This window comes from Lyngbya confervoides BDU141951 (assembly GCF_000817775.3).
GTDB lineage: Bacteria > Cyanobacteriota > Cyanobacteriia > Thermosynechococcales > Thermosynechococcaceae > Lyngbya > Lyngbya confervoides.
Genome location: NZ_JTHE03000054.1, coordinates 1 through 19,416, shown reverse-complemented (window position 1 = coordinate 19,416; position 19,416 = coordinate 1). Strand labels below are relative to the sequence as shown.

At 57.4% G+C, this 19,416-nt stretch carries 20 protein-coding genes; 10 read left to right on the top strand and 10 right to left on the bottom strand.

The features are described 5' to 3' along the window. Window positions 1-45 precede the first annotated feature (45 nt). The 5 genes from QQ91_RS09630 (at window position 46) to QQ91_RS09610 (ending at window position 3,576) form a co-directional block, all read left to right on the top strand. The gene (locus QQ91_RS09630; protein ID WP_201277404.1) at window positions 46-330 is read left to right on the top strand and encodes a hypothetical protein; all 285 of its coding nucleotides are present in this window, start codon (window positions 46-48) and stop codon (window positions 328-330) included. Window positions 331-385: 55 nt separating this feature from the next. After that, window positions 386-1,198: a prepilin peptidase gene (locus QQ91_RS09625; RefSeq protein ID WP_166281925.1), complete on the top strand. Its 813-nt coding sequence runs from the start codon at window positions 386-388 to the stop codon at window positions 1,196-1,198. Between the two features lie 155 nt (window positions 1,199-1,353). Further along, window positions 1,354-1,791, top strand: coding sequence for an RrF2 family transcriptional regulator (locus tag QQ91_RS09620; protein ID WP_166281923.1), 438 nt, complete (start codon window positions 1,354-1,356; stop codon window positions 1,789-1,791). Window positions 1,792-1,801: 10 nt separating this feature from the next. Beyond that, window positions 1,802-2,731: a cysteine synthase A gene (gene cysK, locus QQ91_RS09615; RefSeq protein ID WP_166281921.1), complete on the top strand. Its 930-nt coding sequence runs from the start codon at window positions 1,802-1,804 to the stop codon at window positions 2,729-2,731. Then, complete coding sequence (locus QQ91_RS09610) at window positions 2,728-3,576, top strand: DUF6816 family protein (RefSeq protein ID WP_166281919.1); 849 nt, start codon at window positions 2,728-2,730, stop codon at window positions 3,574-3,576. Before cysK ends, QQ91_RS09610 begins: the two co-directional genes overlap by 4 nt. Here QQ91_RS09610 and QQ91_RS09605 read toward each other — a convergent pair. Continuing rightward, the gene (locus tag QQ91_RS09605; protein WP_166281917.1) at window positions 3,573-4,160 is read right to left on the bottom strand and encodes a GspH/FimT family pseudopilin; all 588 of its coding nucleotides are present in this window, start codon (window positions 4,158-4,160) and stop codon (window positions 3,573-3,575) included. The genes QQ91_RS09610 and QQ91_RS09605 overlap by 4 nt on opposite strands. A 243-nt stretch (window positions 4,161-4,403) precedes the next feature. On the opposite strand from QQ91_RS09605, the gene cbiB reads away from it, so the two are divergent. Both cbiB and pyrR read left to right on the top strand, forming a co-directional pair. Next, on the top strand, window positions 4,404-5,405 hold the full coding sequence (gene cbiB / locus QQ91_RS09600) for an adenosylcobinamide-phosphate synthase CbiB (protein WP_166281915.1): 1,002 nt from the start codon (window positions 4,404-4,406) through the stop codon (window positions 5,403-5,405). Window positions 5,406-5,422: 17 nt separating this feature from the next. Continuing rightward, window positions 5,423-5,959, top strand: a complete 537-nt coding sequence (gene pyrR, locus QQ91_RS09595) for a bifunctional pyr operon transcriptional regulator/uracil phosphoribosyltransferase PyrR (RefSeq protein ID WP_166281913.1) — start codon at window positions 5,423-5,425, stop codon at window positions 5,957-5,959. Between the two features lie 46 nt (window positions 5,960-6,005). On the opposite strand, the gene QQ91_RS09590 is transcribed toward pyrR, so the two are convergent. The 4 genes from QQ91_RS09590 to QQ91_RS09575 all read right to left on the bottom strand — a co-directional run bounded on the left by QQ91_RS09590 (window position 6,006) and on the right by QQ91_RS09575 (window position 10,148). Continuing rightward, entirely contained in the window at window positions 6,006-7,133 is a 1,128-nt protein-coding gene (locus QQ91_RS09590; protein WP_166281911.1) for a hypothetical protein, read from the bottom strand. Beyond that, complete coding sequence (locus QQ91_RS09585; RefSeq protein WP_166281909.1) at window positions 7,130-7,957, bottom strand: pilus assembly FimT family protein; 828 nt, start codon at window positions 7,955-7,957, stop codon at window positions 7,130-7,132. Before QQ91_RS09585 ends, QQ91_RS09590 begins: the two co-directional genes overlap by 4 nt. 188 nt (window positions 7,958-8,145) lie before the next feature. After that, window positions 8,146-8,754: a PilW family protein gene (locus tag QQ91_RS09580; RefSeq protein WP_166281907.1), complete on the bottom strand. Its 609-nt coding sequence runs from the start codon at window positions 8,752-8,754 to the stop codon at window positions 8,146-8,148. A 44-nt stretch (window positions 8,755-8,798) separates the two neighbouring features. Beyond that, the gene (locus tag QQ91_RS09575; protein WP_166281905.1) at window positions 8,799-10,148 is read right to left on the bottom strand and encodes a hypothetical protein; all 1,350 of its coding nucleotides are present in this window, start codon (window positions 10,146-10,148) and stop codon (window positions 8,799-8,801) included. 393 nt (window positions 10,149-10,541) lie between these two features. Here QQ91_RS09575 and QQ91_RS09570 point away from each other — a divergent pair, with 393 nt between their 5' ends. Continuing rightward, complete coding sequence (locus QQ91_RS09570; protein ID WP_166281903.1) at window positions 10,542-12,464, top strand: DNA polymerase III subunit gamma/tau; 1,923 nt, start codon at window positions 10,542-10,544, stop codon at window positions 12,462-12,464. 124 nt (window positions 12,465-12,588) lie between these two features. On the opposite strand, the gene ftsH4 is transcribed toward QQ91_RS09570, so the two are convergent. The 3 genes from ftsH4 to QQ91_RS09555 form a co-directional block, all read right to left on the bottom strand. Beyond that, window positions 12,589-14,481: an ATP-dependent zinc metalloprotease FtsH gene (gene ftsH4 / locus QQ91_RS09565; protein WP_166281901.1), complete on the bottom strand. Its 1,893-nt coding sequence runs from the start codon at window positions 14,479-14,481 to the stop codon at window positions 12,589-12,591. A 33-nt stretch (window positions 14,482-14,514) separates the two neighbouring features. Next, a complete protein-coding gene (locus QQ91_RS09560) occupies window positions 14,515-14,745 on the bottom strand; it encodes a DUF2949 domain-containing protein (RefSeq protein ID WP_166281899.1) in 231 nt (76 codons plus the stop codon). A 336-nt stretch (window positions 14,746-15,081) separates the two neighbouring features. Then, window positions 15,082-17,022 (bottom strand): ABC transporter ATP-binding protein, encoded by a 1,941-nt coding sequence (locus tag QQ91_RS09555; protein WP_166281897.1) that lies wholly within the window; start codon window positions 17,020-17,022, stop codon window positions 15,082-15,084. 115 nt (window positions 17,023-17,137) lie between these two features. Between QQ91_RS09555 and QQ91_RS09550 the strand changes: the two genes are divergently transcribed. After that, complete coding sequence (locus tag QQ91_RS09550; RefSeq protein WP_166281895.1) at window positions 17,138-17,365, top strand: ferredoxin family protein; 228 nt, start codon at window positions 17,138-17,140, stop codon at window positions 17,363-17,365. 165 nt (window positions 17,366-17,530) lie between these two features. On the opposite strand, the gene QQ91_RS09545 is transcribed toward QQ91_RS09550, so the two are convergent. After that, complete coding sequence (locus QQ91_RS09545) at window positions 17,531-17,668, bottom strand: hypothetical protein (RefSeq protein WP_166281893.1); 138 nt, start codon at window positions 17,666-17,668, stop codon at window positions 17,531-17,533. Between the two features lie 15 nt (window positions 17,669-17,683). Between QQ91_RS09545 and QQ91_RS09540 the strand changes: the two genes are divergently transcribed. Beyond that, window positions 17,684-18,418, top strand: coding sequence for an ABC transporter ATP-binding protein (locus QQ91_RS09540; protein WP_166281891.1), 735 nt, complete (start codon window positions 17,684-17,686; stop codon window positions 18,416-18,418). Here the strand turns inward: QQ91_RS09540 and QQ91_RS09535 are convergent. Continuing rightward, the gene (locus QQ91_RS09535; RefSeq protein ID WP_166281889.1) at window positions 18,415-19,248 is read right to left on the bottom strand and encodes a metallophosphoesterase; all 834 of its coding nucleotides are present in this window, start codon (window positions 19,246-19,248) and stop codon (window positions 18,415-18,417) included. The genes QQ91_RS09540 and QQ91_RS09535 overlap by 4 nt on opposite strands. Between the last annotated feature and the right edge of the window lie 168 nt (window positions 19,249-19,416).

The following is a 19,416-nucleotide window of genomic DNA, read 5'->3' as shown; positions in this document are numbered from 1 at the left end:
AGAAAAGTCTGTTATTGTTTTGGGAAATGTGGCGAGGAATGACGCGTGACCTACCTCTATGAGACCCGTGAGGCTGAGACAGTGGACAACCCAGTGGAGCTAACTGCAATCACCCCCGAGCTGATTCAAGCAGCCCTGGAGGTGTACCGTAACTACTATCAAACCCACGGCAACGAGGCAATGGCTCCCCTAGGCGTCGTCGTCGATCAGCGCAACCTGCGCGGGCAGTTAATTTTCACAGGGAAACCCATTTTGCTGCCCTACGACTGCTTTATTCCCTCTGAACAGCTCATTGAGCCAGATGCCGATTACGGCGAATATTGGGAATAATGAAGGGGCGATCGCTCCCCTAGAGCGACGGTCTTGTGCTGTATTGACCTAGCCCATGCCCTGGTTTGAGATTTTCTATGGTGGACTGGCCCTAGTCTTGGGAGCGTCCATCGGCAGTTTTATCAATGTGGTGGTGTATCGTCTGCCAGAGGGATTATCCTTACTGCGACCCCCCTCTCGCTGTCCCCATTGCTTCACGCAGCTCCGAGCCTGGGACAATATTCCAGTGCTGGGCTGGATTTTGCTCCGGGGGCGCTGCCGCTATTGCCGCAGTCCCATTCACTGGCGCTACCCGGCCGTGGAGCTACTTTGTGCCCTTTTGTTTGGCTGGGCCTATGGCACCTTTGGCCTGGCCTGGATGACGCTGGGGGCCTTTGTGTTTCTGGGCTGGCTGCTGGCTCTGGCCCTCATCGACCTAGATTTCATGATCTTGCCCAATCCCCTGACCCAGTGGGGCCTGGTGAGCGGACTGGTGTTTCAGGGGCTGGGGGGGTGGCACCGCAGCGGGACCCTCGTGGGCGGCGCTCAGGCCCTGTTTGCGGCCCTGTTTGCAGCAGTGCTGGGGCTGCTTTTATTCGACGCCATTACGGTCGTGGCCAGTCGCCTGCTGGGACAACCGGCGATGGGGGGAGGAGATGCCAAGCTAGCGGCATTGATTGGGGCCTGGCTAGGCTGGCAGCAGATGTTGCTGAGCGCCTTCCTGGCTTGCCTGGTGGGGGCTGTGGTGGGCGTAGGAGGCATCGCCCTGGGAAAAATTGGCCGTCGTCAGGCCATTCCCTTTGGTCCCTACTTGGTGCTGGGGGCGATTCTCGCTTTGTTTTGGGGGGAGTTCTTAATCCAGGGGTACCTGCAACTGCTGGGTTTTTAGGCCGCAGGATTTAAGACATCAATATCCGGCGGAGAACCGGACTATACGGATTATAATGTGACAGATCCCGCGCAGAGGGGAGGCAGCGCTTTGGAAAGGGCATGCAGTGAACTCGTCCTGCCGGTGATCTTTGCTCATGTGACCGGGTCAAGGCTGTGGAACTGTCCTGTAAAAGTGAATATGCACTACTGGCCCTGATGGCCCTTGCCGATCACTTGGAGGAGGCAGAGCCACTCCAGATCCGCCAAATTGCCGCAGATCAGCAGATTCCTGATCGGTATCTAGAGCAGTTGCTCTCTGTGTTGCGTAAGGCGGGTCTGGTGCGATCGCAGCGCGGATCTCGGGGGGGATATTTTCTCGCACGGGCGCCTTGGCAAATCACCCTGCTGGAGGTGATAAGTTGTATTGAAGGGGATGATCTATCGGCCCATCCCTCCCAACGCGTCCAGGACTCTGTGGAAAAGACAGTCATTCAGACCCTCTGGCAGGAGGTTCGTCAGGCCATGGGTCAGGTGCTGCAAAATTCTACGCTACAGGATCTGTGCGATCAACGCGATGAACATCGCCAAGCCGAATTAATGTATTACATCTAGAGATCTGTCCATGCGCATTGCCCACAATATTACAGAGCTAGTTGGTCGCACGCCTCTGGTTCAGCTCAATCGAATTCCTCAGGAAGAGGGGTGTGTTGCGCGCCTGGTCCTGAAGTTGGAGGGCATGAATCCTGCCGCCTCCGTCAAGGATCGCATCGGGATGAACATGATTCAAGCGGCGGAGGAAGAGGGGCTCATTCAGCCGGGAAAAACTACGCTGGTGGAACCCACCTCGGGCAACACGGGCATTGCCCTGGCGATGGTGGCGGCAGCAAAGGGCTACCAGCTGATCTTGACCATGCCCGACACCATGAGTCTGGAGCGGCGCGCCATGCTCCGGGCCTTTGGGGCGCAGCTAGAGCTAACACCTGGCGCCCAGGGGATGAAGGGGGCCATTCAGCGGGCTCAGGAGATTGCGGAGGCAATCGAAGATTCTTACATCCTGCAGCAGTTTAGTAACCCGGCCAATCCCCAAATTCACCGGGAAACCACCGCAGAGGAAATTTGGGCCGATACCGAGGGGCAGGTGGACTTCGTGATTGCGGGGGTGGGCACAGGGGGCACCATCACCGGGATTGCCGACGTCCTAAAAACCCGCAAGCCCACCTTTCGCGCCATTGCGGTTGAGCCCACCGGCAGTCCAGTGCTCTCGGGAGGCGAACCGGGTCCCCACAAGATTCAAGGGATTGGGGCTGGCTTTGTGCCCCAGAATCTTCAGGTGGACCTGATTGATGAGGTGATTCAGGTGAGCGATGATCAGGCCATCGCCTACGGTCGCCGTCTGGCTCGGGAAGAGGGGCTGCTGTCGGGGATTTCAGCTGGGGCAGCTCTGTGCGCCGCCGTTCAGGTGGGACAACGACCGGAAAATCAGGACAAGCTCATTGTGGTGATTCAGCCTAGCTTTGGAGAGCGCTACTTGAGCACGCCCCTGTTTCAATGAGGAAGCTGCAATCCGCTCTGCAATCCTGGCGAAGCGGCGGCTGGCGGCTGAGGGTTGCGGTTCTGCTGCTGGGGTTGAGTCTTGGCCTGTGGACAAGGCCGCCGGTTCTGGCCGGTCCTCTGAGCGATCGCCTGGCTGCCTTCCCCAATTGGGATGCGCCACCTCCGGGCAAAGTAGCCCAGGGCGAGCTGATCTATCCAGACTGGTTTGAGGGCACCTGGCAAGCCACCAGCACCCTTCGGCAAGCCCTGGCACCGCTGGCCCCAGAGATTGTAACGCCGGGATTTGAAAACAACCGGCAGTTGCTCGATCAGCCCGTGCAGTTTACAGTGCGCTTTTACAATCAGCGGCTGGCCCCACCCCTTAAGGCCCAGCGGGGCATTACGCAGTTTCCGGCACCTGCCCTCCAAGGGATTGTGGCCGATCGCCGCTTTAACAGCGTGAGTTTGGGAAAGGCCACCCTGGGCGAAGGCTCGGTGCGATCGGTGTCCATTGACCCAGAAGATCCCCGGCGATTGGTGACCCAGTTTCGCCAGGGGCAGCAGCTTGTGTCCGAAAGCCGCGAACGAGCCACGGAGTCTACCCCCCAGCGATGGATGACCAGTGAACTGTTTCAGCAGACCTTCCGATCACCTCCGCAAATTTATCTCAACCGGGTGGAGAACACCACGGACTACCATCAGGTTGACTCCCGGCACATTGCGGCCCGGCAAATCACCGCCATCTATCTGTCGCCCCAGGATCCTGACTTTTTTCGGGCGCGCAATCGCCCCGTGGCCCTCTACCAATATGAGTTAATGCTCGAAAAGCCAGGCAGCGAGTCTCCCGACCGGCCAATTCCCTAGGGATCTCGATGGCAGTTGGCTAAACTTGGGCTGGCCGGGTCGCCTCGGTAGTAGCCGGTGCGGATAATGCCGATCCCCGCAGAAACCACCACGCAGCGCTGGCGAGGGGTGCCAGGGTGGGCCAGGACAAGAATGCCCTGGCGGGGCGTGGTGCCCCGATAGGTGAAGCGCAGAGGGGCCTCGGGGGTAAAGCTGGTGGTTAGCTGCAGATCGGCAGCAGAACTGCTGAGCACTCGATTTCCAGTGGGGAGACAGTTGACTGCGGGGGAGGCCGCCGGGAAGGTGGTGGCCCGAATGGTTTGAGTGGCCGGGGTGATTTGCACCTCACACCCCTGGCTTTTGCGAATGGCCTCCGCTTGGGCTTCCTTGAGGGCTCCCACCGTTACCACCAAGGCATCCTCAACCCTTTGTTTGGTGGCCCAGGCCAGATAGCTGGGCGCGGCGATCGCAGCTAAAACTCCCACTAAAAAAACCACCACCAAAATCTCAGTCAGAGTCAGCCCCTGCTGTTGTGGAGGTCCGATTAATCGGGATCTCCCCAGGAACGCTAAGGGGATCTGTCCATCGCGGTATGGTGAAACCATCGGTCCCAGAACAACGCATTTTGTCACAAGTTCACTGCACCCATCACCCGTCTGAATCCAACTCAGCGATTGGGGTGGCCGCTGCAGCTGCTGCCTTCGAAATCATAGCGACTTTTGAGTGCTCTGTGCTGCGTGTCCTGTACTGCGTACCCTGTGCTGCGTGTCCTGTGCTCTAACCCATTGCTGAGAGGCCAGCGGCATCGCACAATGGCAGGGGTGTCCTAGAGGAAATGGCGGGGGGCAATGCCAGAAAACAGCGCCTTAGAGTTCATCGGAATTTTCGGGGGCGCAGCCCTTTTAGACTATGTCCTTGGCGATCCCTGGGCCCTGCCCCATCCTGTCCAGGTCATGGGCTGGGGCATTCAGCGTTACCAAACCCTTGCCCTAAGCTGGCTGAAGCGCCCCCGCCCGCAGCGAATAGCCGGGATTGGATTGACCCTGCTGCTAACCGGGATGAGTGGCCTGGTGGCCTGGGGCATTCTGGCCATCGCTCGGCAATTGTCGCCCTGGCTGTACGGGGGCTGCCATATTGTGATCTTGGCGAGCTGCTGGGCGGGCCGCAGCCTGCGCCAAGCAGCGGAGGATGTCCTGTTGCCCCTAGGCGAGGGGAACCTGGATCAGGCGCGATCGCGGCTGCGCCTCTACGTGGGCCGCGACACCGAGGCGCTGGAGGAAGCCGAGATTTTGCGGGCGGTGCTAGAAACGGTGGCTGAAAATAGTGTTGATGGCGTGATGGCGCCTCTGTTTTACGGGCTGGTGGGCGCAATCGTACCCGGTCTTGGGGCTGCGCCGCTGGCGATCGCCTATAAAGCCGTCAGTACCCTGGATTCCATGGTGGGCTATCGAGAGCCGCCCTGGACGCATCTGGGATGGTGTAGCGCTCGCACCGACGATATTCTCACCTGGATGCCCTGCCGCCTCACCGTACTGACCCTGGCCCTGATTTCTGGGCATCCGCGCCGGGTCTGGCAGTTGTGTCAACGGGATGGTCCCCGCGATCCCAGCCCGAACTCCGGCTGGAGTGAATGTGCCTATGCGGCCAGTCTGGGGGTACAGTTGGGGGGCACCAATCGCTACCGGGGTCGAATCAAACAGAAGCCCCGGGTGGGAGAGCCGCACCAGCCCATCACCCCGGAAATTATCCGCCAGGGTTTGCACTTAACCCGCACCTGCTTTATTCTCTGGATTATTCTGGCCCTGGGAATTCTCGGCGCGTGGCAGTGGAGGATGACCGGGCTGAACTAGGGACCGTTGGCTCAGTCATGGCAGACCATACCATTCAAATTCTCTCGGCAGACGAACTGCGCAGAACCCTGACCCGATTAGCCTCCCAGGTGGTTGAGCGGGCGCGCGATCTCGATCAGCTTGTGCTCATTGGCCTCTACACCCGAGGGGTGCCTCTGGCCGAGGCGCTGGCCCAGCAGATTCAGCAGCTAGAGGGCGTTTGTGTTCCCCTTGGCAAGCTAGACATTACCTTTTATCGAGATGACCTGGATAAAATTCAGCTGCGCACCCCAGAACGCACCGTGATGCCCATGGATCTCACCGGTAAAATCGTGGTGCTGGTGGACGATGTCATCTACAGTGGCCGAACCATTCGGGCCGCGCTGAACGCCATCAATGACTACGGACGTCCTCAATCGATCCGACTCCTGGTGCTCATTGACCGGGGACACCGCGATTTGCCCATCCATCCCGACTATGTGGGGAAGGAATTGCCCACCGCCCGCGAAGAGGAAGTCCGAGTTTATTTGCAAGACATTGACCAGCGTGACGGCGTCGATCTCCTCCGAACTTAACCGGCCGGTGGCCCGCTGCCGTTCACTCCCTGCAGCCCCGTCCGGGTCACGGGGAGAGGATGTCAATGTTACCGACACTGGTCTCTTCCCAGTAAACTGGGGTCTGGTCCTGGGAACCCTTCTTTCTGGTACAGATTCTATTGCTATTGACCTGTTCCTGACTGGTGTTGAGGGTCCCTAGCTGAAAACAAATGGTGTCTGTGTCCTGCGTTGAAACCTTATTAAGATCAAATTTGTAGTCCACCGCCTCAGCTTTGATGGCGGTCTCTTCAATTTTCTTGGGTCCCACCGCTTTTAAGTTGAAGGGATGGGACTGTTCAACGTCATCCTCGCTGGAAGGATGCCAGGTCCATGTCAGGATCACATGATGTCCTCCTGAACGCTCTAGTTGTAGAGCTAATCCCACCTGATTAGGGGGATTAAAGTCTACACTTCGGGGCGTTACGGCAGTGCTGACGGGCGAAATTTCCACATCGCTAATCGCACTTTGGAACAGCAACGCCACTTCTTCTCCTTGAATACAGGTATGGAAGCCCTTGCTGCCGCTGAGCACTCCGCCACAGGCCGGGCTGTCGTCGGTCTGGGCGATCGCATCGGCGACAATATCGCTGGCCACGGGAGTCGAGCAGGGATGAATGGTGCCGTTCGCATCGGGAATCCGACCGTAGCGAGCAATGGCATTGGGAGCTAGCCAGCCGCTGGGACTGGGGCGGACATCGTAGACCACCCGATCAACTCGATCCGCGGGCACTGGATCTGCCCCTGCCGGGCCAGGACAGGTCGAAATAGACTGCTCCGTCGGCAACTCTAAATAGAGGGTGATCTCTCCATAGTTTCCTAAATCCTCCAGATTGACCCCGGCACTTGCCACCACGTCCGCCACAGAAACGGTACCGCCGTCCGCCACCACCGACCGCGCTTGATTAATGGCCTGAGCCTCTCGGATTTCACTGGTGATCAAGTCCATGGCCCGCGTCAGCTCCACTTTACGCGCAGTTTTAGCCTGGGCAATATTGCTCATGTTGAGCGCAGAAACCAACCCACCCCAGCCAATTAAAATCACCAGGCTGGTGAGTAAGCTCGCCACCAGTAATTCCGTCAGCGTCACCCCCCGCTGCCCGATGCGGCGTCGCTGAACACTAAACAATTGCCGAGGGTTGCGCAGGAGACTCATTGCTTTTTCCACTCTAAGGCAGTACAAACGCCCGTGTCAGTCATGGCAGTGGGAGATAAGGGCCCCTCATAGGTGCCAAGGCGGGTCAAGCCAAGGCGCTTAGAAATTGCGATGCATCTCTGCTTGGCCTGGGGGCGATCCGAGACAAAGGCCACAATTTTGCCTGTGGGATCGGGGGGAATGCTCTGATCCGTCTGGACCTGATAGTCCACCGTTCCCTGGGGACGAAAGGCAATATCCACCACTGCGGCATTGTCTACCAGGGCAGCCGAGCTGTTTTGCTCACGACACCAGCCCCAGTTTTCACAAAACCACTGCCCAGACTGCTCCCAAACGGTTAGGTCAAGATTGGGGTCTGTCTCCCCGATCCAATCATCTTCGGCATTATCCCCCAACTCTAGCCCTTCCACGGAGCCAGATTCCAGACTCGGCAAGCCATTGGCAAGGGATTGGGTTTTGCTAGGATTGGGAGACAAATTGCTCACCACGCTCACCCCTGCCAACAGGGGACCGCGGTCATGGGTGGGGCCGCAGGCATTGACAATCCCAGATTGAAATGACGGGAAGATCTGAGCCTGTTCCAGGGTCTGGACCACAAGGCTGGCAACGCAGGGCTGTCCCCCCTGAATGGCCTGACGTTGAGACAGCGATAGGGTAGTGCGAATCTCCGTCACCACCTGGTCCACCTTAATGGATTCCATCAAAGCGGCAAAGCTCGGCACCGCGAGGGTCGCCATTACGCCCATCACCGCCAGAATAATGAGGGTCTCCGTCAGAGTAAAGCCAAAGCTTTTACGCCGATGATAGTGGGATCGATTAAACACAGCGGTAATTGATGTCCTAAACTCACGAGTCCCTTGTCGTTCTGTCTGCGATTGCCTCGGCAGCCGCCCATTTGAATATTAGGAGGTATCTTACGACAAAATCTGAAGATTGATCAGGGCCAGAGTGGTTTAGCCCGCTGCCGTCCTCGATGAGTTCTCGAGATCTTTACTGTGGCTGCTTCACCTTGCTAGGGGCAGTTAAAGGCAGCATAAATGACAACCTTGGTTTCCAGTTCTAACACCGGGGGACTCCCTCCCGGAGGCACGATCGCATATTGAAGTTTAATCAGCCGATTGGGATCCAGGGTGTCATTGTAGGAAGCGGTGCGCCTGAGTTCCAAGTTCTTGCCCCCGTAGGTGCGCGTGCCCAAGGTTGCTGAGCTGCCGCCCAGGCCATCGGCGCTGTCTGCGATAAATCCTGCCGCTAGACCATTATCTGGATTCGCTGCGCCGCATTGACTGGAATAGGGTTTGACCTGCACCTGGTAGGCTTTTGCCTTGGTGAGTACCTGCTCAAAATCCTCTTGAATCCAGTTATAGGTTTCGTTATATTCTGTGGATCGGGCCCGCAGATAGGCCGCGGAGAGAAAAATCTGCAGGGTAATCATCAAAAAGGAAAGCGTGATGATCATGCTGACCATCACCTCCACCAGGCTGAAGCCTTGGTTTCCCGCCGGGCCGATTTGCACCTTGGCCTGGGGGGATTCCCTGGGGAAGGGCGCTGCCTGCCCTGGCTTCGGCCCCAAGGGGTTAACGCCAAGATTTGGGTGGCCCTGCCGGTGCCAGATCCTCAACATTTACAGTCTCACCTTCTACAGTCTCACCTTCTACAGTCTCACCTTCACAGTCTTACCTTATTCCAAGCATTCACACCGGTAATTTTATAGAATACCGGCAAATTCACCGCCTCTAGGAGGTCCACCAGGCTTGAAACGTTCTCGGGGACTTCTATACCAGTGGTCACGCCGCTGGTCACCAGGTTGGGGGCACCGTCTCGATCATAGGGTCTGACGCTGGCGCTATCGGTGGAATTCTCAATGTCCTCGGCCCACAGCACCCCCTGAATGCTGCTATTGCCCGGTCCTGGACAACCATCCCCCGTGGTTAACAGATGAACATCCACCTCCGGACTGTAGATAAACGCATCCTGGATGCAGGTGGTGTCGTACAACACCAGCGGGGCGGTTTCGGTAGCCACCTGTAGGAGTCGGAAGTCGCCCACGCGGGGCAGTGCGCCATCGGTACGCACATTGCGGATTTTGGCATTTCCACGCAGTTCTGTGACCCCGTTGACGTACAAATACACCGGTCCGGCCGTGGTATCCACCTCCAGCACCTCTGAGTCGGACAGTTCAATGCGATCCGCTTGATAGTGGGTGACGCTGTCTGGGTTACCGGCCAAGGATCGGCTTGTGGAAATTGTGCCCAGGGTTGTGCCCTGGGGACTATAGGACAGGGAAGACGTGGCCGCGCAAGCTACCAGGTTCCCCTCAATAGAGTCCAGGTTCAGGTTATCGCTGGGACCGCTCCAAATTCCATCCAGGTAGTCAGCGCGGTTGGCCGCAGTGGGGGTGGCCTTACCAGAGAGGCCGGTACTGGCAGAGGCCTGGGGGTGAAAGTAAAAATTGCTATTGTGGCCCGTTAGCCTACGCCCTTGCCAGTAGGCGCTTTGATGGACCGAAATGCCGGGAAATTCCCTGGAATCATGCTTGATGGAAAGATTCACATAGACCTGAGAGGGAATATTGTTGTGAATGCCCTCGACCAGAATATGACCTGATTGCGTGTTGGGATGATATCGATAGGCCAGGAGCCGATAGCTGCTTTGGGGGTTGAGGGTTTGGGTCAACGATAGGGTGGGCGTTCCCACCCCCAGCGAGGAGAGACAGGCAGGATCCGGGATCTGCCATTCGTTCACCGCCGTAGAGTCCTCATCTCCAGAATTGGGAATCCCGTCCGATCCCAGATAGTGAGTGCCGGTCTTGGGATGGATGGGATCGTAGTTTTTGCCCAGGAGTCTGGCATTGCTCGGATCGCTAAAGATCGTTAAGATCTCGGCGATCGCGCTATCGCTGGTGAGCAAACTCGCGGCACTGTTGCGTCGCAGCATCGCCGTATCCCGGTCATCCTGGGCCAGAAGAATGCTGGTGGTCCCCAAGGCAATCATGCACAGACCCAGGGCAATCGCCATGGGCAAGGCGAATCCAGCCGCGGCGCTTCCCTGGAGGGAGAGGGAAACAAGGACCCTCCCACCTGGGGAGGCGGCGCACCGGTTCAGCAGGATTGGATTCATCAGGGGAAGGCGTTACTTGGGGAATCTAGACGGGCTGATGCTAGCTTAAGCCACACTGCTGTCAGTAGTGTAGTCGATCGCTGGAACTGTTCTCATCCGAGAAAATTCGGAGGCTGTTGGTTTGGGCCAGTCCCCCTCGCGCCTGAGCCCAACAGGCTACCACGATTTGTCGCCGTGATCCGCCTATACCGCGAAGCGGTTAGGGGGGTGAAGCAGCGGATCTTGGTAGATTGATACATTGATAAGAAGAGAGGGCGCGTCCCTATCTGATCGTGAGCGACGAGCAAGATCGTGACCTACGAGCCCCTGCACCATAAATACCGCCCGCAAACCTTTGCCGACCTTGTGGGCCAGGATGCCATTGCGACGACCCTGTCTAATGCCATTGAGCTAGAGCGCATTGCTCCGGCCTATCTGTTCTCTGGCCCACGGGGGACGGGCAAAACCTCCAGTGCCAGAATTTTGGCCAAGTCTCTGAACTGCCTGAGCAGCGATCGCCCCACAGCGGCCCCCTGCGGCATCTGCGAAGCCTGTCAAATGATCGCCAGAGGCACCTCGCTGGATGTGACGGAAATCGATGCCGCCAGTAACACCGGGGTGGATAATATCCGCGAGTTAATTGAGCGATCGCAATTTGCCCCGGTCCAGTGTCGGTTTAAAATTTACTGCCTGGATGAGGTACATATGCTCAGTACGGCAGCCTTCAACGCACTGTTGAAGACCTTGGAAGAGCCGCCGAATCGCGTGGTATTTGTGCTGGCGACCACCGATCCCCAGCGCGTGCTGCCCACGATTATTTCTCGCTGCCAGCGCTTCGACTTTCGCCGCATTCCTCTGTCGGCCATGGTGGACCATCTCACCTATATTGCCCAGCAAGAGTCCATTGCCATTACCCCCGACGCCATTGAGCTGATTGCCCAGTTGGCCCAGGGCGGGTTACGAGATGCAGAAAGCCTGCTCGATCAGCTCAGTTTGCTAGCCGGGCAAATTACCCTGGATCACGTCTGGGATCTCGCCGGGTCGGTGCCAGAACAGGATCTGCTGCATTTGCTGGAGGCGATCGCCACGCGTCATCCTGAAACCTTACTAGAACAGGTGCGCCGCCTGTTGGACCGAGGCCGCGAACCGCTGATTGTGCTGCAAAATCTCACCAGCTTTTATCGTGATCTGCTCATTGCCAAAACCGCCCCAGCTCGCCGGGATCTGGTGGCGATCACAGAGCAAACCTGGGCCGACCTGTGCGCCTTTGGCCAGCAGTTGTCCATGGATGAAATTCTGCGGGGCCAGCAGCATCTGCGCCAATGCGAAGTCCAGGTCAAAAATACCACTCAGCCTCGCCTGTGGCTGGAAATTTCCATTTTGGGCCTCATGGCCCCGGTCTCCCCAACCGCCAGTGACCCCCCGCTGCCCAAGGTCTCGGTTCCTCCCCACCCCCCCCAGGACCAGGGGAGAGCCCACCCCCAGGTTGCAGCGCCCGCCCCTGCACCTTCCGCAGGGGCGAACCCGCCGCCGCAAGCTGTGGCCGGTGCTATGCATCGTTCACCTTCCGCTGCCCCAGTGTCCCCTGCGCCAGATCCCGCTGCCCCAGTATCCGCTGCCCCAGTGTCCGCTGCCCCAGTGTCCCCTGCGCCAGAGCCGGCTCCTCCCACCATCGATCTAGCCCAAACCTGGCAGGCGCTGCAGCGTCATTTAAGTCCGCTCACCAGCGCCCTCCTAGTAGAGCATGGAACGCTCCTCTCTTTGCGCGGGTCTAGCGCCACCCTAGGCATTACCACCAAGCCTCTGGCCAAAATTGCCCTGAGTCGCCTGGCCGATATTGAGGCCGCCTTTGCACAGCTGATGCAGCGCCCGATCAAAGTGACGTTGGAAGTACTCAAGCCCGCCGATCCGGCCCCGGCCCCCCTCTCCGCACCGACAACGGATCGCCCACCGGCCCCGCCCCCAGTCCCGCCAACAAGTCCCTTTGATTCCCCGGCGGTGGCCCCTGCGCCCCTGCCAACAGCCCCTGAGCGGTCCCCTCAGCGATCGCGGTCCCCATCCGATCCTCTCGATCCCCCTGTTGCCGAGGGAGTCTGGGAACCCGAGGATGACCTCACCGCTGCGGCCCGCAGCTTTGCTCAATTTTTCAACGGCGCCCTGGTGGAGCTGTCGGAGACCGACCCAAGGGCCTCCGATCAAGAGGACTCCAGGGAATCCTCTCCGCCTCTGGGATGATCCCTCCGTCCACCGGAAGCCTATCCCAAGACCTCTTTTCAGAGCAAAGCCGCCCAAAAGGGCGGCTTTGAGAGACTCGTAATGCGGGGCGGGTTAGATTCTGGACATGCCCCCAGGCATAATCCTACGCATGAACCAGAGGCACCTCAGCCTGGGTCAACTCCGGCGGGTTTTTCACCTGGGCTAAAAGCTCCTGGAGCGACGCGCCCTCCATGACCTCCACCTCCAGAAGTTTTTGAGACAGAGCCTCAAGCAGATCGCGGTTGAGATTGAGAATCTCCAGGGCTCGCCGGTGAGCGGTCTCCACAATTCCCTTAACCTCTTCATCAATGGCCTTTGCCGTCGTTTCGCTCACGGCACGGCGGGGATTGGGCATTTGTCCCCCAAGAAAGGCGTTTTGCTGAGACTGTTCGTAGGCCAGCGGCCCCAGGACCTTGCTCATGCCGTAGGTGGTCACCATGCGCTCTGCCACATCGGTGGCCCGCTGCAAGTCATTGGCAGCGCCGGTGGTAATGTTCCCGAACACAATTTCCTCGGCAGCTCGCCCTCCCAAAAGGGTCGCAATCTCGCCGCGAAGCTCCAGTTCGTCTTTCAAGAAGCGATCTTCCGTGGGCAACTGCAGGGTGTAGCCCAAGGCTGCCATCCCGCGAGGCACAATGGAAATTTTCTCGACCTTGCCGCTGCCGGGCATCAGGGCTCCCACCAGGGCATGCCCCACTTCGTGGTAGGCCACAATTTTCTTTTCCTTGTCGTTCAGGACGCGACTTTTTTTCTCCAGGCCGGCCACGACGCGCTCAATGGCTTCAGAAAAGTCTTCCTGGGCCACCGCCGTCCGCTTGTTGCGGGCAGCCAGCAGGGCCGCTTCATTGACCAAGTTGGCCAGATCAGCACCGGCAAAGCCCGGAGTGCGTGTGGCAATCACCCTGAGATCCACCTCATCGGCAAGGGACACCTCCTTAGCGTGAATCTGCAAGATGCGTTCGCGCCCTGCCAAGTCGGGACGGTCTACCAAAACCTGGCGGTCAAATCGACCGGGTCTTAACAGCGCGGGGTCAAGGGTTTCAGGACGGTTGGTTGCAGCCAGCACAATTACGGTGTTGTCTCCGGCAGAAAAGCCGTCCATTTCGGTCAGGAGCTGATTGAGGGTTTGTTCACGCTCATCATTGCCGCCATAGAATCCGTTCGAGGCGCGAGATTTGCCAATGGCATCTAGTTCATCGATAAACACAATGCAGGGAGCCTGCTTCTTGGCCTGATCAAATAAATCCCGGACTCGGGACGATCCCACCCCCACAAACATTTCCACAAACTCAGATCCGGAAATGCTAAAGAACGGAACTCCAGCCTCACCGGCCACGGCTTTCGCCAAAAGCGTTTTCCCTGTTCCGGGCGGACCCACCAGCAAAACGCCCTTGGGAATTTTGGCCCCCAGCTGGGTATAGCGCTGCGGCTCCTTCAGACATTCCACAATCTCTTCGAGTTCAACTTTGGCCTCGTCCACGCCCGCCACATCGTCAAAGGTCACCTTTCCGGCTTCGCCTTCGACATAAACCTTGGCCTTACTTTTTCCGATGGAGAGAACACCCTGCTGGCCTCCCCCCAGGCCGCGACGGGCGAAAAACTGCCAGACGCCTACGAAGATGAGGGGCGGGATGACCCAGCTTAAGATGTTGTTAAACCAGGTATTGCGGGGCGGTGGAACCGCAGCAAAGGTGACGCCGTGATCTTCGAGCCGCTTGGGAAGCTCCATATCAAAAATGGGCGTGGTGGAGAGAACCTGGCCGTTTTCTTCACCGTCTTGGGGCTTAAGCTGGTAGCGAATTTGATTCTGCCCCATGGACACCTGAGCCACCTGGTTTTCATCCACCTGGTGGATGAACATGCTGTAGGGCACTCGCTGAATATTTTGCCCAAACAGCAGGGGAGAAACGAGATTGAGGACCAGAAGGCCCCCGGTGAGGTATAAAAAAATTCTGCTCAGTAACCGCGAGCGGTTGTTATCGTTTTTGATCGGCATCAACCGTGCCTCCTTTATAGTTCAAACGGACCATCAACCGTGATGACCGGAAGGAAAGTAATCAGATTCTCCCGTTGAATCCACCCAGTTCCAAATTCGGCTGACCTCATCTAATGAAATTAAACCGTATTGCCAGAGGCTGACCGGAATTTGAAACGGAAATTGAACCTCGCGCAGCGCCAAATCGATCGCTCGAGACTCAAGACCTATTTCGTTCTCAAGAAACTTCAGCAACTTTTGGAGGAGGGATTGGTGGGTAGACATGACGTTGGATGAACGGTCTCTAACAAATATTAACAAATGTTACGAACTCTCAGGTTCGGTTGTTGCGATAGGGTCCATTGTGGGCGATCGCCAGGGGCGATTCCTGTTCATTCCGAGGGATTCCAGCCTCTGTCCATCGGATGAGAAGCGGGGGGTCTCCCCCTGCAAAAGCAGACCGTAACAGCCTGAGGAGCGACCAAGGCCGGTCCCGGAGGAGCGTGGGAACAATTCGACAGTCCGTTCAGTGGTCCGTTCAACAGTCCGTCAAACATGAGGCCGCTGGGGTCGGACCCGCTGAATTCCGGTGATGATCTACGCCCTGGGCGTTGAAAAGACCTAGGCGACGGGAATTCCCCTGGGAATGGCGGCGATGAGTCTTTGGGTGTATTCCCGCTGAGGCTGGGTGTAAATCTGAGCGGCGGGTCCCGTTTCCTCAATTTCGCCCTTTTTGTTCATGACCATGATGCGATCGCTCATAAACTTCACCACTCCCAGATCGTGGGAAATGAAAATATAGGTGAGCTGAAATTCCTGCTGGAGCTCCTTGAGCAAATTGAGCACCTGCGCCTGCACCGAGACATCTAGGGCCGACACCGACTCATCGCAAATAATAAACTTGGGATTGAGGGCAAGCGCCCGTGCAATGCAGATACGCTGCCGCTGCCCTCCGGAAAACTCGTGGGGATAACGGCGCATATCATCGGCGCACAGCCCCACCCGTTCGAGCAAATAGGCGGCGCGATCGCGGGGGTTTTGAGACGACTGCTTCGGGCCGAGTTCCCCTAATCCAAAAATTCGCATCGGCTCCATGATGGCTGCCCCCACAGACATCCTGGGATCGAGGGCGCTGTAGGGATCTTGGAAAATAATCTGTAAATTCTTGCGAATCTTGCGCAGGGCACGCCCGCGCAGGCGAGTAATGTTCTGGCCTTCGAAATAAATCTCGCCCCCGGATTCGCGCACTAGCCGCACCAAGGTGCGTCCCAGGGTCGTTTTTCCGCAGCCGGATTCGCCCACCAGACCCAGGGTTTCCCCAGGATAAATCTGAAAGCTGACGCCGTTTACGGCGGTGATATAGCGCTGAGTTTGTCCAAAAACGCCCCGCACGGGATAGTACACCCGCAGGTCCTTAACCTCTAACAGGGGAGGCTGATCCTGAAGCTGAAGCAGACGGGTTGCAACCTCCTGATCGGGAATCTCTTCGAGGATCAACTCCATCGGGGCGGCGGGGGTGGCCTCGGATGCACACAGATCGGCAGCGGCAGCTGCGTTCTCGGATGCTTTGTTCTCGGATGCTTTGTTCTCGGATGCCGCGGATCCGGCCGCCTCGGTCTGCGCCAGGAAGTCCGTCACGGTAGGCAAATAGCGCAGCTGCCGATCCGGCTGGGGACGACAGGCCAACAGTCCCTGGGTGTAGGGATGCTGCGCCTGCGTAAATATCTCCTGCACACTGCCTGTTTCTACAATTTTTCCCTGGTACATAACCACCACCTCATCTGCCAGTTCGGCCACCACCCCTAGGTCGTGGGTCACAAAGATAATGGACATCCCCCGGCGATCGCGCAGCTCTCGTAACAGCTCCAGAATCGTTGCCTGCACCGTAACGTCGAGGGCGGTGGTGGGTTCATCAGCAATTAAAATATCGGGGTTGCTGGCCAGGGCCATGGCAATCATCACCCGCTGAATCTGGCCTCCCGACAGTTCGTGGGGATAGCGCGACAGCCAGGCATACTTCTGGGCATTAATCCGGACCTGTAGCGCTGACTCAGAGATCTTTTCGCGATGCAGAACTTTTTCGCGCAGTTCTGCATCGCTGGGAATGAGCTTCACCTCCTGCAGCAGGGCCACGGCCCGTCGGCGCGCTTCAGCCTTGGAAAGCTTTTGATGAGTCTTGAGAGCTTCGACCATCTGAAAGCCACAGGTAAAAACCGGATTGAGCGAACTCATCGGCTCTTGAAAGATCATGGCAATTTTGTCCCCCCGGTAGGCCTGCATCTGGGAGTTGGACAACTGATGCAGGGGCACGGGCGGTTCGCTGGCTTGGGTTGGCGACTGGGGCGAGAACAAAATTTCTCCCCCCACAATTTTTCCAGGGTAGGGGACTAACCCCATGAGGCCCAACGAAGTCACTGACTTGCCCGATCCAGACTCTCCCACAATGGCCAGGGTATGACCGCGCTTCAACGCAAAGGAGATGCCGTCCACGGCCTTCACCACGGCTGCATCCGTTACAAAGTGCACCCGCAGGTCGCGAACTTCCAGAATCGTATCGGTCATGGGCGTCTGTCAGGGTAAGGGACAATAGGGATGGGTACCCGTGATTGTAACCGAGCCAAACCCGTATCATAAAAAAAGTCGCAACGACCGCCTGTTTAGAGAGGAAAGAAGACCCATGGCTCATTCAATTGTTACTGATGTTTGCGAAGGCGTAGCGGATTGCGTCGATGCCTGTCCCGTTGCCTGCATTAGCGAAGGTCCTGGCAAAAATGCGAAGGGAACAGACTGGTACTGGATTGATTTTTCCACTTGTATTGACTGCGGGATCTGTTTCCAGGTCTGTCCCGTTGAAGGGGCTATCCTGGCGGAAGAGCGACCCGACCTGCAAAAGACACCCTCTTGACGCCGAGGCTGGGTTCTTTGAGGGACCTGACCAGTGATGTGAATCCATGCCCCATCAGGAATCGCGCTGGAGGGGGCAATGGAAATCATTTGCGGCAATGGTCTTGCGCGCCAGAGCCACCGCGAGATCTTGCATATCGCAGGCAGAGGGTTGAATCATCGTCGGTCATTGCCAAGAGGACTGGCAACGCAGGCGTCCTGGGGAGGGCAGGACCCAGCTGATCCAGCCCTGGGCAACCCTCGCAATCCAGAGAGACACCGTTAGGGTATAAATGAACAGAACCTCCTTTAAGACCAGCGCCATTCCCAACCCGTTCCTATGACTGTTAATCCGGATTCCCTTATTCTTGAAGTCGATTCAGTCTATGCTGGCTACGTCCCCGGCCTGGATATTTTGCAAGGGGTCAACCTGAAGATAGCCCAGGGAGAGATGGTGGCCATCATTGGTCCCAATGGGGCCGGAAAGTCAACGCTGGCCAAAACCATCGCCGGGCTGCTCAGTCCCCACAAGGGCGAGATCCGCCTCAACGGTCAGAATATCGCCGGCCTCAAGGCCAATCAGATTGTTGATCGCGGGATCTGTTACGTACCGCAGCTGGCAAACGTCTTCAAAGCACTCACCGTGGAAGAAAACTTGGAGATGGGCGCTTTTATCCGCAATACCCCCCTTAAGCCCCTCAAGGCTAAGATATACGAAACCTTTCCCCGACTGAAAGAGCGTCGGAAGCAGCTAGCCGGAACCCTTTCTGGAGGCGAGCGCCAAATGCTAGCCATGGGCCGTGCCCTGATGCTGAATCCACCGGTATTGATCCTGGATGAACCCTCTGCGGCCCTCTCTCCCATTTTGGTGGATGAGGTGTTCAGTAAGGTTCAGGACATTAATAGGGCAGGGACGTCCATTATCCTGGTGGAACAAAATGCCAGCAAGGCCCTGGCCATGTCCCATCGAGGAGTGGTCCTTGATGCCGGACGCGATTGCTACGAAGGTGCCGGTCCAGATCTGCTCAACGATTCTAAGGTTGGGGCACTCTATCTTGGGGGAGGCGGTCACTAGGCACAGGTGAGCGTCAGGAGTGAAACCTCCGGCGGGCAAAACATTCGCCCCGGCCAGAAGCTGCCCAATCCCCGGTTAACGTAGAGCCGGTTATCCCCAATGTGATGCAGGCCCTGCGCCCATTCCCAGTTTTGCACCACCTTGTCGCAGTTTTGAGTCAGTAGCGGTAGCCAGCGGCGCACAGGCCTAGAGGAACATTTGCGCACCTTCCGAATCCCCTTGACCACCGGACCGAGGCCGGGCACAACCACCTGCCCGCCATGGGTATGCCCCGAAAGCTGTAGGTCTACGCGGCAGTTCCGGAGGGTCCGGGCGGTGTCGGGATTATGGGCCAGTACAATTCTGGGCACATCCGCAGGAATATTTGCCATTACCGGATGAGGATTAAATTTAGTCCACCAGTAATCGCTGAGTCCCACTAAGGCCACGGAATGATCCCACAGATAGGTCACCTGATCCCAAAGCACGTTGATATGGGCTGAACTCAAGGCTTGGGTGATGGTGGTGCGGGAGTGGGGAAAATAGTTGTCGTGGTTGCCCAGAACCGCATGGGTCCCATAGGGACTCTTGAGGCGCTCTAGGTGGGGCACCAGCTGAAAAATAGGGTCCGGGCTATCGGTGACGTAATCCCCCGTCAACAGGACCAGGTCAGGCTGGAGCTGGTTAGCAGTCTCAATGGCGTTAATTAACAAGGATTCCGAAAGGCGCTGGCCATCAAAGTGAAAATCCGAGAGCTGCACCAGTCGTAGCCCATCTAGGGAGGGGGACAGACCGTTGATTTTGACCGTGCATCGTTCAATGGTCACGGCCCGTTGGGAAATAAATGGCATATCTTTTAGGGGGTCAGGAAGATCTTAATGATAATTTCATCTTTTTTTCCTGTTTATTAAACCCCTTGAAGGTTATGAGAACATCAAGAAGCGTTAAAGTCTGTTTTCTCTCTAGACAAAAAGGTCATCCGCAGTGACTACGGATGACCAGGCTGTTTGAGGAGTTAA

What these genes read in the sequence shown, in the direction of transcription:
- QQ91_RS09625 (WP_166281925.1), top strand. Translation starts at nt 386, where the DNA reads ATGCCCTGGTTTGAGATTTTCTATGGTGGACTGGCCCTAGTCTTGGGA.
- cysK (WP_166281921.1), top strand. Translation starts at nt 1,802, where the DNA reads ATGCGCATTGCCCACAATATTACAGAGCTAGTTGGTCGCACGCCTCTG.
- QQ91_RS09610 (WP_166281919.1), top strand. Translation starts at nt 2,728, where the DNA reads ATGAGGAAGCTGCAATCCGCTCTGCAATCCTGGCGAAGCGGCGGCTGG.
- QQ91_RS09605 (WP_166281917.1), bottom strand. Translation starts at nt 4,160, where the DNA reads ATGGTTTCACCATACCGCGATGGACAGATCCCCTTAGCGTTCCTGGGG.
- cbiB (WP_166281915.1), top strand. Translation starts at nt 4,404, where the DNA reads ATGCCAGAAAACAGCGCCTTAGAGTTCATCGGAATTTTCGGGGGCGCA.
- pyrR (WP_166281913.1), top strand. Translation starts at nt 5,423, where the DNA reads ATGGCAGACCATACCATTCAAATTCTCTCGGCAGACGAACTGCGCAGA.
- QQ91_RS09590 (WP_166281911.1), bottom strand. Translation starts at nt 7,133, where the DNA reads ATGAGTCTCCTGCGCAACCCTCGGCAATTGTTTAGTGTTCAGCGACGC.
- QQ91_RS09580 (WP_166281907.1), bottom strand. Translation starts at nt 8,754, where the DNA reads ATGTTGAGGATCTGGCACCGGCAGGGCCACCCAAATCTTGGCGTTAAC.
- QQ91_RS09575 (WP_166281905.1), bottom strand. Translation starts at nt 10,148, where the DNA reads ATGGCGATTGCCCTGGGTCTGTGCATGATTGCCTTGGGGACCACCAGC.
- ftsH4 (WP_166281901.1), bottom strand. Translation starts at nt 14,481, where the DNA reads ATGCCGATCAAAAACGATAACAACCGCTCGCGGTTACTGAGCAGAATT.
- QQ91_RS09560 (WP_166281899.1), bottom strand. Translation starts at nt 14,745, where the DNA reads ATGTCTACCCACCAATCCCTCCTCCAAAAGTTGCTGAAGTTTCTTGAG.
- QQ91_RS09555 (WP_166281897.1), bottom strand. Translation starts at nt 17,022, where the DNA reads ATGACCGATACGATTCTGGAAGTTCGCGACCTGCGGGTGCACTTTGTA.
- QQ91_RS09550 (WP_166281895.1), top strand. Translation starts at nt 17,138, where the DNA reads ATGGCTCATTCAATTGTTACTGATGTTTGCGAAGGCGTAGCGGATTGC.
- QQ91_RS09545 (WP_166281893.1), bottom strand. Translation starts at nt 17,668, where the DNA reads ATGGCGCTGGTCTTAAAGGAGGTTCTGTTCATTTATACCCTAACGGTG.
- QQ91_RS09540 (WP_166281891.1), top strand. Translation starts at nt 17,684, where the DNA reads ATGACTGTTAATCCGGATTCCCTTATTCTTGAAGTCGATTCAGTCTAT.
- QQ91_RS09535 (WP_166281889.1), bottom strand. Translation starts at nt 19,248, where the DNA reads ATGCCATTTATTTCCCAACGGGCCGTGACCATTGAACGATGCACGGTC.